The organism is Mycolicibacterium bacteremicum (assembly GCF_002086115.1).
Lineage (GTDB): Bacteria > Actinomycetota > Actinomycetes > Mycobacteriales > Mycobacteriaceae > Mycobacterium > Mycobacterium bacteremicum.
Map to the genome: position 1 here is coordinate 115533 of NZ_MVHJ01000006.1, position 13829 is coordinate 129361.

The following is a 13829-nucleotide window of genomic DNA, read 5'->3' on the forward strand; positions in this document are numbered from 1 at the left end:
GCGATTTTCTGACCAGCGCTTTTGGCGGAATCTGTGCGGAACTTGGCAGGTTCTCACGACCGCGCCTGGACCAGGGCCAGCACATCGGGTCCGTACTGCTCGAGCTTGCGCGCCCCGACCCCCGGGATGGCCACCAATGCGGCGGCATCGGTGGGCAGGGTCTCGGCGATCGCGATCAGGGTGTTGTCGGTGAACACCACATAGGCCGGCACCTTGAGTTCCTGCGAGGTGCGCAGCCGCCATTCCTTGAGCTCGGCCAGCAGCTGCTCGTCGATGTCGGAGGGGCAGTTCTCGCAGCGCCGCAACATGATCGCCGTCGGGGTGGTCAACGGGCCGTTGCAGACCCGGCAGCGCGGGGTGGCGCCACGGGCGCGTTTGGGGCGGGCCGGCGCGGCGTCGGCCGGGGTCTGCGGGGCGACGCCGTTGAGGAAACGCGAGGCTCGCCTGCCCTGCCTGCCGCCGGGGGTGCGCGCCAGCGCCCAGCTGAGCGACAGGTGCACCCGGGCGCGGGTGACACCGACATAGAGCAGGCGGCGCTCCTCCTCGACGGCCTCGCTGTCGGGGCCGTGCGCCAGGGCGTGCGAGATCGGCAGGGTGCCGTCGGCCAGCCCGACCAGGAATACCGCATCCCATTCGAGGCCCTTGGCGGCGTGCAGCGAGGCCAGCGTCACCCCCTGGACCACCGGCGGGTGCCGCGAGTCGGCCCGCTGGCGCAGCTCGGCGACCAGCGCAGCCAGATCCAGCGAAGGGCGTTGAGCCACTTCGTCATCCACCAGTTCGGCCAGCGCGGTCAGCGCCTCCCAGCGTTCGCGCGCCTTGGTCCCCGACGGCGGTTCCTCGGTGAGCCCCAACGGTTCCAGGATGCCGCGCACGAACCCGGGCAGGTCGCCCGGAGTCTCCCTATCGACGTTGCGCTGCAACGCGATCAGCGCCTGGCGGATCTCCTGTCGGCTGAAGAAGCCCTCACCGCCGCGCACCTGGAAGGCGATACCAGCCTCGGTGAGCGCCTCCTCGTACACCTCGGACTGGGCGTTGATGCGGTACAGCACCGCGATTTCGGCGGGCGCAGTGCCGGATTCGATGAGTGCGGCGACCTTCTTGGCGACGGCAGCCGCCTCGGCGACCTCGTCGGGATGCTCGGCGAAAGTCGGTTTCGGGCCGGGGTCGCGCTGGCCGACCAGATGCAGCTTGCTGCCGGCCATCCGACCGCGCGCGGCGGCGATGACGCGGTTGGCCAGCGACACCACCTCCGGGGTGGACCGGTAGTCGCGTTCCAGGCGGACCACGGTGGCCTCCGGGAAGCGCCGGGAGAAGTCGAGCAGGAAGCGCGGGGTGGCGCCGGTGAACGAGTAGATGGTCTGGTTGGCGTCGCCGACGACGGTGAGGTCGTCCCGGTCGCCCAGCCAGGCATCGAGGACGCGCTGTTGCAGCGGGGTGACGTCCTGGTATTCGTCGACGACGAAGCAGCGGTAGCGGTCCCGGAACTCGCTCGCGACGGCGGCGTCGTTCTCGATGGCCGCCGCGGTGTGCAACAGCAGATCGTCGAAGTCGAGCAGGGCGGTGCCGTCGCGGTGGGTCTTGAGCTTCTCGTAGCCGGCGTAGACCTTGGCGACGGTGTTGGCATCCATCGGCACATCGCGCCGGGCCCTGGCCACTGCCGTCGCATACTGCTCGGGGGTGATCAACGAGGCCTTGGCCCACTCGATCTCGCCGGCCAGGTCGCGCACATCGTCGGTGCTGGCCTGTACCGCCGAGCGGTTGGCGGCCTGCGCGACGACGGCGAATTTGCTGTCGAGCAGCTGCCAGCCGGTGTCGCCGACCACCCGCGGCCAGAAGTACTGAAGCTGACGGCGCGCCGCGGCGTGGAAGGTGACGGCCTGCACCGCGCCGGTCGGCACCCCGGCCTCGTCACCGAGGGCGCGGAGCCGGCTGCGCATCTCCCCCGCCGCGCGGGCGGTGAAGGTGACGGCCAGCACCTGGCCGGGCGCCACGTGGCCGCCGACCACGAGGCTGGCGATGCGGCGGGTGATGGTCCGCGTCTTGCCGGTGCCCGCACCGGCGAGCACGCACACCGGGCCACGCGGGGCGAGGACGGCCTCGCGCTGTTCGTCGTCGAGGTCGCCGAGGAGACTGTCGACGGACGGCATGGCCTCCATCATGGCAGGGGTGTCCGACATGTTCGCGGGGCGCATAGGGTGGCGGGAAATACGCACCGACGTCGATGGGTTAGAGACACCATGTCCGCAAACACTGCCGCCGAGCTGACCATGTACACCACCTCGTGGTGCGGGTACTGCGCGCGACTGAAGACCGCACTCAAGGCCGAGGGCATCTCCTGGACCGAGGTCGACATCGAGGGCGACCCGGCGGCCGCGGAGTTCGTCGGCTCGGTCAACAACGGCAACCACGTGGTGCCGACGGTCAAGTTCGCCGACGGGTCGACGTTGACCAACCCGAGCGCCAAGCAGGTCAAGGCCAAGCTGGGCTGAGCGCGGCCACCTGTCGGTGCTTCGAACTATTGTTCGAAGCATGACTCAGAGCCTTACTCGGATCGACGCTCTCCACGCGGAATACTCGGCATTGGTCGCCGAGGCCGAAGCCCTGCTGGCGCTGTCGCGATCGCGCTCGGCCATGGAACAGGCCATCACGCTCTACGGCAGGGCCGCGGATCTCGCGCGTGAGTATCAACTGCGGCTGTTGGCCGCCCTGCAGGCACGGACCACACCGACCGCGCTCGGCGCCCGGTCCTGGGTGGACTATGTGTCCGACAAGCTGAACATCAGTCCCGATGAGGCGCGGCTGTGTCTACGCGATGTCGCCGCGCTGGGGCCGTGATGATTCAGACCGCGTAGGCCCAGGATTCGATGATCTCGCGGGCGATCGAGATCGATCCGGGCAGCAGCACGCGCGACGGCGACGTGCTGGTCCAGTCCCCGTTCTCCAGTGCGTCTCGGATCTCGGCCCGGGTGAACCACTCGGCCTCGGCGATCTCGCCGTCGTTGAAGGCGAACGGCTGCTCCGGATCGCCGAGGGCGTGGAACCCGACCATCAGGGAGCGCGGGAACGGCCACGGCTGGCTGCCCAGGTACTGCACGTCGGTGACGGTGAGGCCGATCTCCTCGGCGATCTCGCGCACCACGCAGGTTTCGAAGGATTCGCCGGCCTCGACGAACCCGGCGAGGATCGAGAACATCCGCTCGGGCCAGACGCCTTGGCGCGCCAGCACGGCACGGTCGTGACCGTCGTGCACCAGGCAGATCACCGCCGGGTCGATGCGGGGAAACTCCTCGCGCCCGTTGTCGGGGTTCAGCCGCGCCCAGCCGGCCTTGATGCTCTTGGTCGGGGCACCGTCGACCGGGCTGAACCGGGCGTGGTCATGCCAGTGCAGCAGTGCGGTGGCAGTCGACACCAGCTGCGCGCTGGCATCGTCGAAAACCGGTCCGGCGCGGCGCAGATCGAGCACTTCGGCCTGCAGCGACGGATCCTCGGGGGCTTCCAGCGCGGCACGGATCGCCCAGACGTGCCGGCCGTCGGCGAGCCTGCCGAGGAACACCGCCTGCTCGGGCGGGGCGTCCCCAAGCGTCGTCGCGCTGCCCAACACCACGCTGCCGCCGGCGATCAGCACCTGATTGCGATGGTCGACCCGAAGTATCCGGGCATCCGGCCAGCCCGCGATGGCGGCGTCGATGTCGGTGCGCAGCGCGTCGGCGCGGTCGGCACCGACACGGGACAGCAGGGGGACGTTGCGCAGGCGGAAATTCACTACCGTTCCTCGTTCGAGCGGACGTAGAGCAGTCGGTCGCTCAATTCCAGCGCGTCGACGCGCTCGTCGTCGACGCGAAGCAGGTCACCGCCGCGCACCACCCCGAGCACGATGTCGGTGAGGTGCCGCGGCGAGCCACCGGCCTCCTTGGGTTCGACCTGACGCTCGGCGATCGCGAAGCCGGCATCGGGGGTCAGCAGGTCCTCGATCATCTCCACCACGCTGGGGGTCTGAGTGGCCAGGCCCAGCAGCCGGCCCGCCGTCTCGGAGGTGACGACGGTGCTGTTTGCGCCGGATTGCTTGAGCAGGTGCTGGTTTTCGGCCTCGCGCACCGCGGCGATGATGGTGGCGGTCGGGTTCAGTTCGCGCGCGGTGAGCGTCACCAGTACGGCGGTGTCGTCACGGTTGGCGGCGACGATGATCGATTTGGCGTGCTGAACGCTGGCCAGCCGCAGCACCTCGGAGTCCTGGGCATTGCCGCGGACGGTGACCAGGCCGGCGTTCTTGGCCTTCTCCAAGGCGACCGGGTCGCTCTCGACCACCACGATGTCGGCGGGTGCGACGTCATCGCCGATCATGGCGGCCACCGCGGTGCGGCCCTTGGTGCCGTAGCCGACGACGACGGTGTGGTTACGCACGCTTTTCCTCCATCGCTGGATCTTCAACGCCTGGCGCGACTGATTGGTCAGGGTCTCGACCGTGGTTCCGATCAGCACGATCAGGAATGCCACCCGCAGCGGGGTGATCACCAGGACGTTGACCAGCCGGGCGGACGGGGTGACCGGCGTGATGTCGCCGTAGCCGGTGGTCGACAGGGACACCGTCGCGTAGTACAGGCAGTCCAGGAAGGACAGCGGGTCGTTCGCGTTGGGTGCGGAGTCGATGTCGCGGTAGCCGTGCCGGTCGATGTAGACGATCAGGACCGCGGCGAACAGCGCGCCGAGCGCCAGCAGCACGCGGGTGAAGATGCGTCGCCACGGGCTGACGAACCTCTCCGGGATGCTGAGGACATCGACGAGGTCGGCGTCGTGACGCGAGGTCAGGTCCTGGTTGACCGCCGCCAACCGCCGGCGCAATCTACCTTTGGCCACGATTTATCGATCGGCGCAGGGTGGGCACGCCACAATGTAACCATGACGACCCCCGCAACCGGAGTTGAGCAACAGGCAATCGCGTCACGCGCCACCAAGATGGGCGTGTGGCTCGTCGGGATGGGCGTGCTGCATTTCGCGGCGCCGAAGCCCTTCGACACCGTGGTGCCCGAGGAACTCCCGGGCTCTGCGCGCTTCTACACGCTGGCCTCCGGTGTCGCCGAGGCCGCGGTCGGCGGCATGTTGATCGCGCCGAAGACCCGCCGACTCGGGGCGTTGTCCGCGATCGCGTTGTTCCTCGGGGTGTTCCCGGCGAACGTGAACATGGTGCGGTTGTGGAGAGACAAATCGCTGCCGATGCGGATCGGTGCATGGGCACGGCTGCCGCTGCAGATTCCGATGATCACCCAGGCGTACAAGATCTATCGCCACTCCTGAGACGGCGCACCGCACCCGGGTTCGGGTGCGGTGCGGTCAGCTCTGCTGAGCCGCGTCGTCCAACAACGCCGCGAGATCGTCGGCGTCGGGCAGCTCATCGGGTATCACCGTGACACCGCTGCGCACATAGTGGAAGGCGGCCCGCACCGAGTCGAGCGGGCAGTCGTGCAGGCCGGCCCACGCCAGCCGGTACACCGCCAGCTGCACCGCGGCGTGGCGTTCGGCCTCCGGGCTCGACGGCGGGTCGCCGGTCTTCCAGTCCACCACGACCACACCGCCGTCGGGTTCGGCGAACACCGCGTCGATGCGCCCGCGCACCACGGTCGGCTCGGTGGTCCCGTCGCTGCCGCTGCCACCGAGCACCATGTCGAACGGGACCTCCACGTCGAGCGGGGTACGCGCCGCCCATGGTGACGAGGCGAAGGCTGTCTGCAGTTCGGCGAGGTTCTCGGCGTGTGCGCGCCCGGCGTCGCTGTCGACCGCTCCCGGCAGGTCGTCGAGGTCGAACAGCCGCTCCGCATGGAAGTAGCGCTGCACCCATTCGTGGAATGCGGTACCCAACAACGCATGTGGGTCCGGTCGCGACGGAAGTCGGCGCCGCAGCCGGCCCAGCGCGGCGGCGCGGTCCTTGCCGAGGTCGACCAGCGTGCTGACCGACACCTGGCCAGGCAGCGTCACCGGCGTCACCGCGGCGGCGCGTTCGCGCTCGGCGAGCAGGGCGTCCACATCGGCCGTCCAGTCCTCCCGATCGATCCCGCTCTGCGGTTGCTCGGCGGCGTGCTCGACCAGGGCGGCGCCCCGTTCGGTGGCCGCGCGCCGGTCACCGGATGCCTCGGCGGGCCAGACCGCCTCCACGGTGTTGCCGCGCAGCGGGTTCGGCTCACCGTCCGCCGGATCCGGGGCGCACTGCTCGATGACACCGCAGCCCGACTGCTCGATGATCGCCTTGAGCTCGAGCAGGAACTCCGACGGGCCGCGCGGTTTGGACTCGGTGGGGCCCCAGTGATGCCCGGACAGCAGCAGGGTGTCCTCGGACCGGGTCAGCGCCACGTAGAGCAGCCGGCGTTCCTCGTCGCCGCGGCGCAGGGCCAGTACGTCCTTGTGCGCAGCGATCTTGTCCGACAGCGCTTTCCGATCGTTGACGTCGCTGGTGTCCAGCACCGGCACGCCATGCTCGGACAGCGTGGCCCGGTCGCCGCGCAGCAGCGGCGGTAGCTCACCGGCATCGGAGAGCCAGGTCCGCGCCATCGCGGTGGACGGGAACACCCGGCCGCTCAGATGCGGAACCGCGACGATCTGCCATTCCAGCCCCTTGGCGGCGTGCACCGTGAGGATCTGCACCCGATCCGCGGCGACGATCACCTCGGCCGGGGCCAGTCCGTTCTCGATATCGGCGGCCACGTCCAGATAGGCCAGCAGACCGGCCGGCGATCCGTCGGAGCGCGCGGCGAACTCGGCCACCACGTCACCGAAGGCGTCCAGATGTTCGGTGCCGCCCCAGCCCGCGGGCACCGGCCGGGCGGCCCGGGCCTCGGCGTCGACACCGAGCACGCGCCGGATCTCGGCGACCAGATCCGGCAGCGGATAGCCCAGATGCGACCGCAGGCCGGTCAGTTCGCGTCCGAGCGCGATGATGCGCGCATGCCCGACCGGTGAATACCGTTCGGGCGGGCCGGGATCGCAGATGGCATCGGCCAGGCAGGCGGTGTCGGCGTCGGGCGCGGCCTGCGCGGCGATGCGGGCCGTCGTGCCGTGCTCGCCCGGTGCCGGATCGTCGAGTTCGGTTGCGCGCTGCCACAGTGCGGTGATGTCACGCGCCCCGAGCCGCCAGCGCGGGCCGGTGAGCACGCGCATCGCGGCCGGCCCGCCGGTGGGGTCGACCACCAGGCGCAGCATCGCCACCACGTCGGCGACCTCCGGGATGGACAGCAGGCCGGCCAGGCCGACTACTTCCACGGGCACGCCGCGGGCGGTCAGCGCCTCGGCCATCGGCGCGGCGTCGGCGTTGCGGCGCACCAGCACCGCCGCCGTCGGCGGGGTCTCGGCGGCCAGATATCGCCCGGCGATCTCATCGGCGACCCAGTTCCGTTCGGCCACCACGTCATCGAGCAGTGCGGCGCGGACCGTCCCAGGAGTGGCATCGGGGCGCGGCAGCAGTTCACGGACGCTGACCGACCGCCGGCGGGCCGGTTCGGAGACCGCGTTGGCCAGGTGCAGTGCCTCGGCGGGGTTACGCCAGCTGGTGCGCAGTTCCAGCGTCGGCGCCGGCGTGCCGTCGGCGTACGGGAAGTCGGTGGTGAACCGGGGCAGGTTTGTCGCTGAGGCACCGCGCCAGCCGTAGATCGACTGGATCGGGTCGCCGACCGCGGTGAGCGCGAGGTCGTCATCCACACCGCCACCGAACAACGCCGACAACGCGATGCGCTGGGCATGCCCAGTGTCCTGGTATTCATCGAGCAGCACCACCCGATAGCGTTGCCGCAGTTGCTCTCCCACCTGCGGGGCGCCGGCCGCCAGGCGGGCCGCGGCGGACATCTGGGCGCCGAAGTCCATCACCCGTTCGGCACGCATCCGCCGGTGCAGCTCGTCGATGAGATCCACCAGATCGGTGCGTTCGGTCTGGGTGGCCAGCAGCTTGAGCAGCCACTGAGCCGGGCCGCCGCGCTGGTTGGGCCCGGCAGGCAGGTGGTGGATCAACCGTTCGAGCTCGGTGTGGGTGTCACGCAACGCGGCGGTGTCCACCAGGTGCTCGGACAGCGCACCGGACAAGCGCAGCACCAGGCCGGTGATCGCGGCCGGCGTCTTCTCGGTGTCCAACACCGTCGGGTGCTCGCACACCACCCGAAAGGCCAACTGCCACAGCTCGGTTTCCCCGATCAGCCGGGTGTCGGGCTCGACCGGCAGCAGCAATCCGTGCTCGCGCAGCAGATTGCCCGCAAAGGCGTGGTAGGTGCTGATGGTGGGCGGCTCGTCGGTGCGCACCTCGCGGCCCGGCGCGGTGCCGGCCAACCGCGCCAGCCGGGTGCGGACCCGCCGCAGCAGCTGCCCGGCGGCCTTGCGCGTGAAGGTCAGGCCGAGCACCTGGTCCGGCCGGGCGTACCCGTTGGCGACCAACCAGACCACCCGCGCCGCCATCGTCTCGGTCTTGCCGGCGCCGGCCCCGGCGATGACGACCAGCGGGCCCGGCGGGGCAGCGATGACGGCGGCCTGTTCCGGGGTCGGGGTGAACAGTCCGAGCACCTCGGCCAGTTCGGCGGGGCTGTACCGGGCCGTCGGGGTGGGGGTCTTAGTCGTAGTAGTAGTCGTAGTCGAGGTCGGGGTCGGGGTCGGGGTCGGGGTCATGGTCGGTTCTCCTGTGCCGGGCACATGGACCGTACCGGGCAGTGCCCGCAGCCATCGTTGACCCGGGCCACGAAGTTGGGCCCCTGTGTGGCGTCGGCCGCTTCGGTGACGGTGTCGCGCCACTGCTGCGCCGCGGCCGGGGTGAGGGCGTCCTGGTGGCGTTCGGTGGCACCGCCTGCGCCGGCCTTGCCCGGGTAGACGAGCAGGCCGCCACCGGGTTCCTCCCCGTCACCGAGAACGCCCTCGGCGACGGCCAGCTGATACATCGCCAGCTGGGCATGCCGCTGCGCGTCATCCTTGGTGACCGGACTCTTACCGGTCTTGACGTCCACGATCACCAGCCGATCGGCGTTGTCACGTTCCAGCCGGTCGATCCGGCCGCGCACCCGCACCCCGGGCGCCACCATGCCCTCCACCTCGACCTCGGTGCCCACCTCGGTGTACTGGCGGCGGGTCAGCTCGCGCCACTGCACGAACGTCGACAGCATCGCGCCGTGCCGGGCCAGCTCGTTGTCGGCGTACCACTGCGACTCGTAGGGCAACGCCGACCAGATGCTCTCCAGTTCGGCCAACAGCTGGCTCTCGGTTTTGGCCGGATCGGCCACCAGGGCGTGCACCAGGCTGCCGACCGCGGAGCGGACATCGCGGCTGTCGGAGCCACCGTGCCGCTCCAGCAGCCAGCGCAACGGGCAGTCGACCAGGGTCTGCAGCGTCGACGGGGACAGCGTGCTCACATGATCCTCGTCCGACCACAGCGCCTCGGTCGTCGACGGTGCGGTGCGGCTGTGCCATTGCGCCGGGTCGGCCCCGGCCACCCCGGCTGCGGCCAGCCGCGCCAATTGCGTTGCCGCGCAGGCCCGGGTGTCCTCGTCGACCTCACCATCGGGTGCGCACACCACCGCCCGCAACCGACCGACCAGCGCCGCGGGCGTGAGCACCCGCGGAGCCGGGATCGGCACAGCGGCGGTGTCGACGTCCTGCTCCCCCGCCGCCAGCGCGGCCAGTTCGGTGCAGAACGGCGACGGCAGCATCGCGGCATCACCGGTCTCGCTGTCGACCGCGGTCACCAGCAACCGATCCCGGGTGCGGCCCATCGCCGCGATCAGCAGGCGGCGCTCCTCGGCCAGCAGCGGGGCACGAGCGGACAGGTGCGTGGCCGGCCCGCCATCGGTGTCGGCGACGCCGTCGAGCACATCGACCAGGCGGCCGGTGCCGAGGACGCCACCGCGCGGAACGGTGTTGGGCCACAAACCTTCCTGCACCCCGGCCAGTACCACCACATCCCATTCCCGGTCCAGGGCGGCATGCGGGGTGCACACCGTCACCGCCTCGGTCTGGGCGGTCGGTGCGGTCGCTATCGGCAGTGCCAGCGTGCCGACGTGGGAGACCAGGCCCGCCAGGGTGGCCCCGGTGGTGGTCGACACGTACTGATCGGCCACGTCGAACAGTGCTGTCACCGCGGACAGATCGCGTTCGGCCACGGCGGCGCCGGGCCCGCCACGGTCGGCGATGGTGACCCAGCGCCGCTGCAGACCACTGCGACTCCATGCCTGCCACAACGTGTTCCGTGGATCCATGCCAGCGTGGTGACTGCCGCGCGCGGCGCGCAGCACGGCCTGCACCCGCTGCAGGCTGCGGCTCAGCTCGGCGGGCAGACCAGGCGGAATCCGGTGCAGGGCGCTGACCAGCAGCTCGCCGAACTCGTCCTGGTGACCCAGGATGCGGCGCAACGCGCGGCGCAGCTGACGCAGTGACACCGGGTCGACCCGGCCGATGGGTCCGGTCACCAGCTCCTGTGCCGCGGCACCGGTCAGGCTGGTCGCGGTGGCCTCCAGCACGGTCAGCAGGGCCCGTACCGCGGGCTGCTGGGCCAGTCCGGTCTCGGCGGCCGGCAGGTCCACCGGGACACCGGCGGCGACGAGCGCCCGGCCGATGCCGGCACCCACCCGCGGGACCGATCGCACGATGACGGCCATCTGCGACCACGGCACGCCGTCGACCAGGTGGGCCCGACGCAGTGTGTCGGCGATGAGGGTGGATTCGGCATGCGCGGACGCGGCGATCCGGACGGCCACCGACCCGGTGCGCTCCGGGGTGCCGGTGAACGCGCGCGGGCGGTCGGCGCCGGGCAACCGGGATGCGACGGCGGTGATCGCATCGGCCACCGCGGACGGGCAGCGCTGTGACGCGGTGAGCTCGACGGCGGGGGTGTCCAGGCGCAGCAGCGCCGGGTCGGCACCGCGGTACCCGAACACGGCCTGGTTCGGATCGCCGGCGAGCACGGCGAGCTCGGCTCCGGCGGCCAGCACCCGCACCAGCAGGGCGGCCTGCGGATCGAGCTGTTGGGCGTCGTCGACCAGCAGCACCCGCACCCGGGCACGTTCGGCGGCCAGCAGGTCGGCATCGAGGGCGAAGGCGTCGAGTGCGGCACCGACGAGTTCGGCGGCGCCGAGGGCGGGCACGGTGGCCTGCGGGGCGGCCATGCCGACCGCCGAGCGCAGCAGCATCACCTGCTCGTAGGTGGCGGCGAAGCGGCCGGCCGCGACCCATTCGGGACGCCCGGAGAGCCGGCCCAGCCGTTGTAGTGCCACCGGGTCCACCCCGCGTTCGGCGCAGCGCGCCAACAGGTCCCGCAATTCGGTGGCGAACCCGGCGGTACCCAGCGCGGGGTGCAGTTCCAGCGGCCAGTTCGCCGCGCCGTCTTCGAGGTCACCGGCGAGCAGTTCGCGGATGATGCCGTCCTGCTCGGCGCTGGTGATCAGACGCGGCGGCGGGCCACCGGTGCGCTGGGCGGCCAGGCGCAGCACCGCGAAGGCGTAGGAGTGCACGGTGCGCACCAGCGGTTCGCGGACCACACCGCGCACCCCCGCGGTGAGCAGAGCCGTGGTGACCGCGGCCCGCGCCTGGGCCCCCAATTTGGCCGAACCCGTCAGCAGCAGAATCGATTCCGGATCGGTACCGGCGGCGATGTGGGCGGCCGCGGTGTCGACGAGCAGGCGGCTCTTGCCGGTGCCGGCGCCGCCGAGGACGCGTACCGTGCCGCGCAGACCCGGGCGGGCCAGTGCCTCCGGGGTGAGCTCGGTATGCGGTGCGGACATGGGAGCATCAGACCACGGGGGTCCGACAAGCGGCCGTGACGTGCGCCTACGATCGAACGGTGACTGCGACCCTGCACAGCTATCGCTTCGGTCCGGCCGGCCCGGCGCAGATCCTGGCCATCCACGGTCTGACCGGCCACGGCCGCCGGTACGAGGACATCGCCGACGAGCACCTCGCCGAGTTCACCGTGCTGGCACCGGATCTGATCGGGCACGGCCGCTCGGACTACGCGGCGCCGTGGACCATCGAGGCCAACGTCGCGGCGCTGGCGGCGCTGCTGGACGCCGAGCAGGGCGGGCCGGTGTCGGTGGTCGGGCATTCGTTCGGCGGGGCGGTGGCGCTGGCGCTGGCTGCGGCGCGCCCCGACCTGGTGAGCGGGCTGGTGCTGCTGGATCCGGCGGTCGCGCTCGACGGTGCCTGGATGGCCGAGATCGCCGATGCCATGCTGTCCTCGCCCGACTATCCGGACCGCGACGAGGCCCGCGCGGACAAGCTGTCGGGCTCCTGGGGTGAGGTCGCCGGCCGGGATCCCGCGGTGTTGGAACGCGAACTCGACGAGCACCTGATCACGCTGCCCGGCGGCCGGCTGGGCTGGCGGATCAGCGTGCCGGCGGCGATGTCGTACTGGAGTGAGCTGACCCGGCCGGTGCCGTTGCCCCGCAGCGGAACTCCGACGACGCTGGTGCGCGCCACGCGCACCAACCCGCCGTACGCGACCGACGAACTGATCGACACCCTGCGGGCCGCGCTCGGCGACGATTTCACCCTGACCGAGCTGGACTGCGATCACATGGTCGCCCAGGCGCTGCCCGTCGAGACCGCGGCCATCATCCGCAGTCACCTGGGCTGAACATGGCCGCGGTCACCGAGGAGCAGGTCGAGACGGTGCGCGCACTGGTCGACCGGATCCCGGTGGGGCGTGTCAGCACCTACGGTGACGTCGCGGCCGAGGCCGGGTTGTCCAGCCCGCGGATCGTCGGCTGGATCATGCGCACCGATTCCTCGGATCTGCCGTGGCACCGGGTGATTGCGGCCTCCGGGCGGCCGGCGCCACATCTGGCGACCCGACAGTTGGAGCGACTGCGCGCCGAGGGTGTCCTGGCCAAGGACGGCAAGGTATCGCTGCGCGAGTACCGCCATGAGTTCTAGCGATGTGTGGGGGGGGCAACCCGTGATGGTTACGGCTGCGCCTCCGCACATCGCCGGGAACTAGAGGGCGAGGCGGACCAGCGCGGCGGTACGGGACAGCCCCGGGAACGCCGCGGCCGTCGAGCGCGGGTGCAGGGCGTGCACGGCGAGCCGGAACATCAACGCCCGCAACAGCATCTGCGGCCATTCCGGTAACGGGCTCCAGCGTTCGACCAGACCGTCGTCGGCCTCGCCCCAGGCCAGCGCGTCCACGACGACCACCCCGGCCGCCCAGGACGCCGGCCGCCAGTAGGGCGTGATGTCGGTGATACCCGGTGCCGCGGTGCCGGCGAAAAGCACTGTGCCATAGAGGTCTCCGTGCACCAGCTGACTGGGGCTGCGGGTCGGGGTACGCAGCGTCGCCAACTGGTTGAGCAGCTCCACCGATTTCTGGCCGTCCGGCGTGCCCGGCGACACCCGGGCGCCCGCCGGCAGGGTGTGCAACGGCCGGTCCTCCCACGCCGCCCGGTCGGCGGCGATGAACACGTCGACATCCGACCACGGCGCCACCGGCGGCTGGGTCAGAAAACGCGGGCGTTCCAGCTTCGCGGTCGCCTCGTGCAGCCGCACCGCCGCCGAGACGACCTCGTCGTGTCGCGGCTCGGGGGACCCGGCGACGAAGGTGTCGGCACGCCAGCCGGCCACCACGTAGCGACCGTCGGTGGAGCGCACCGGCCGCGCCAGCCGGATGCCGTCGGCGAACAGCGTCTCGCGGACCTTGGCCGACCAGGCCGCCCGCGCGTGGTCGGCGACCATCGACAGCACGACCTCGCCGCAGCGCCAGCCACCCTCCCAGCTGGACCCCAGCGGCACCGGTCGCAGACCGGCCAGACCAAACGCCGCCATCACGTGGTCGGGTGGCAGATCGTCAGTCACGCACGTCAGCCTAAGCGGTGCCAGGCTCGACA

11 protein-coding genes are annotated in these 13829 nt (G+C 71.2%); 5 read left to right on the forward strand and 6 right to left on the reverse strand.

All coding sequences use genetic code 11. The annotated features are described in order from the left end of the window. Positions 1-53: 53 nt before the first annotated feature. A complete protein-coding gene (locus BST17_RS09185) occupies positions 54-2177 on the reverse strand; it encodes an ATP-dependent DNA helicase UvrD2 (protein WP_083057540.1) in 2124 nt (707 codons plus the stop codon). A 60-nt stretch (positions 2178-2237) separates the two neighbouring features. Between BST17_RS09185 and mrx1 the strand changes: the two genes are divergently transcribed. Then, a complete protein-coding gene (gene mrx1 / locus BST17_RS09190; RefSeq protein ID WP_207573600.1) occupies positions 2238-2489 on the forward strand; it encodes a mycoredoxin Mrx1 in 252 nt (83 codons plus the stop codon). A gap of 40 nt (positions 2490-2529) precedes the next feature. After that, positions 2530-2835, forward strand: coding sequence for a hypothetical protein (locus BST17_RS09195; RefSeq protein WP_133053523.1), 306 nt, complete (start codon positions 2530-2532; stop codon positions 2833-2835). A gap of 4 nt (positions 2836-2839) precedes the next feature. Here BST17_RS09195 and nudC read toward each other — a convergent pair whose 3' ends face one another. Both nudC and BST17_RS09205 read right to left on the reverse strand, forming a co-directional pair. After that, positions 2840-3763, reverse strand: coding sequence for an NAD(+) diphosphatase (gene nudC / locus BST17_RS09200; protein WP_083057300.1), 924 nt, complete (start codon positions 3761-3763; stop codon positions 2840-2842). Continuing rightward, entirely contained in the window at positions 3763-4854 is a 1092-nt protein-coding gene (locus tag BST17_RS09205; RefSeq protein ID WP_083057301.1) for a potassium channel family protein, read from the reverse strand. Before BST17_RS09205 ends, nudC begins: the two co-directional genes overlap by 1 nt. A gap of 42 nt (positions 4855-4896) precedes the next feature. On the opposite strand from BST17_RS09205, the gene BST17_RS09210 reads away from it, so the two are divergent. After that, positions 4897-5292: a DoxX family protein gene (locus BST17_RS09210; protein WP_083057303.1), complete on the forward strand. Its 396-nt coding sequence runs from the start codon at positions 4897-4899 to the stop codon at positions 5290-5292. A gap of 36 nt (positions 5293-5328) precedes the next feature. Here the strand turns inward: BST17_RS09210 and BST17_RS09215 are convergent, their stop codons facing one another. After that, positions 5329-8634 carry an ATP-dependent helicase gene (locus BST17_RS09215; protein ID WP_234807603.1) on the reverse strand — a complete coding sequence of 1102 codons (3306 nt, stop codon included), beginning with the start codon at positions 8632-8634 and terminating at the stop codon, positions 5329-5331. Beyond that, complete coding sequence (locus BST17_RS09220; RefSeq protein ID WP_083057305.1) at positions 8631-11732, reverse strand: ATP-dependent DNA helicase; 3102 nt, start codon at positions 11730-11732, stop codon at positions 8631-8633. Before BST17_RS09220 ends, BST17_RS09215 begins: the two co-directional genes overlap by 4 nt. A 59-nt stretch (positions 11733-11791) precedes the next feature. Here BST17_RS09220 and BST17_RS09225 point away from each other — a divergent pair, with 59 nt between their 5' ends. Together BST17_RS09225 and BST17_RS09230 are read left to right on the forward strand one after the other, a co-directional pair. Further along, positions 11792-12583, forward strand: coding sequence for an alpha/beta fold hydrolase (locus BST17_RS09225; RefSeq protein WP_083057307.1), 792 nt, complete (start codon positions 11792-11794; stop codon positions 12581-12583). A gap of 2 nt (positions 12584-12585) precedes the next feature. Continuing rightward, the gene (locus BST17_RS09230) at positions 12586-12882 is read left to right on the forward strand and encodes an MGMT family protein (RefSeq protein WP_083057309.1); all 297 of its coding nucleotides are present in this window, start codon (positions 12586-12588) and stop codon (positions 12880-12882) included. 60 nt (positions 12883-12942) lie between these two features. Here BST17_RS09230 and BST17_RS09235 read toward each other — a convergent pair whose 3' ends face one another. Beyond that, complete coding sequence (locus tag BST17_RS09235) at positions 12943-13797, reverse strand: TIGR02569 family protein (protein ID WP_083057310.1); 855 nt, start codon at positions 13795-13797, stop codon at positions 12943-12945. Between the last annotated feature and the right edge of the window lie 32 nt (positions 13798-13829).

What these genes read in the sequence shown, in the direction of transcription:
- BST17_RS09230 (WP_083057309.1), top strand. Translation starts at nt 12,586, where the DNA reads ATGGCCGCGGTCACCGAGGAGCAGGTCGAGACGGTGCGCGCACTGGTC.
- BST17_RS09215 (WP_234807603.1), bottom strand. Translation starts at nt 8,634, where the DNA reads ATGACCCCGACCCCGACCCCGACCCCGACCTCGACTACGACTACTACT.
- BST17_RS09185 (WP_083057540.1), bottom strand. Translation starts at nt 2,177, where the DNA reads ATGTCGGACACCCCTGCCATGATGGAGGCCATGCCGTCCGTCGACAGT.
- BST17_RS09195 (WP_133053523.1), top strand. Translation starts at nt 2,530, where the DNA reads ATGACTCAGAGCCTTACTCGGATCGACGCTCTCCACGCGGAATACTCG.
- mrx1 (WP_207573600.1), top strand. Translation starts at nt 2,238, where the DNA reads ATGTCCGCAAACACTGCCGCCGAGCTGACCATGTACACCACCTCGTGG.
- BST17_RS09210 (WP_083057303.1), top strand. Translation starts at nt 4,897, where the DNA reads ATGACGACCCCCGCAACCGGAGTTGAGCAACAGGCAATCGCGTCACGC.
- BST17_RS09220 (WP_083057305.1), bottom strand. Translation starts at nt 11,732, where the DNA reads ATGTCCGCACCGCATACCGAGCTCACCCCGGAGGCACTGGCCCGCCCG.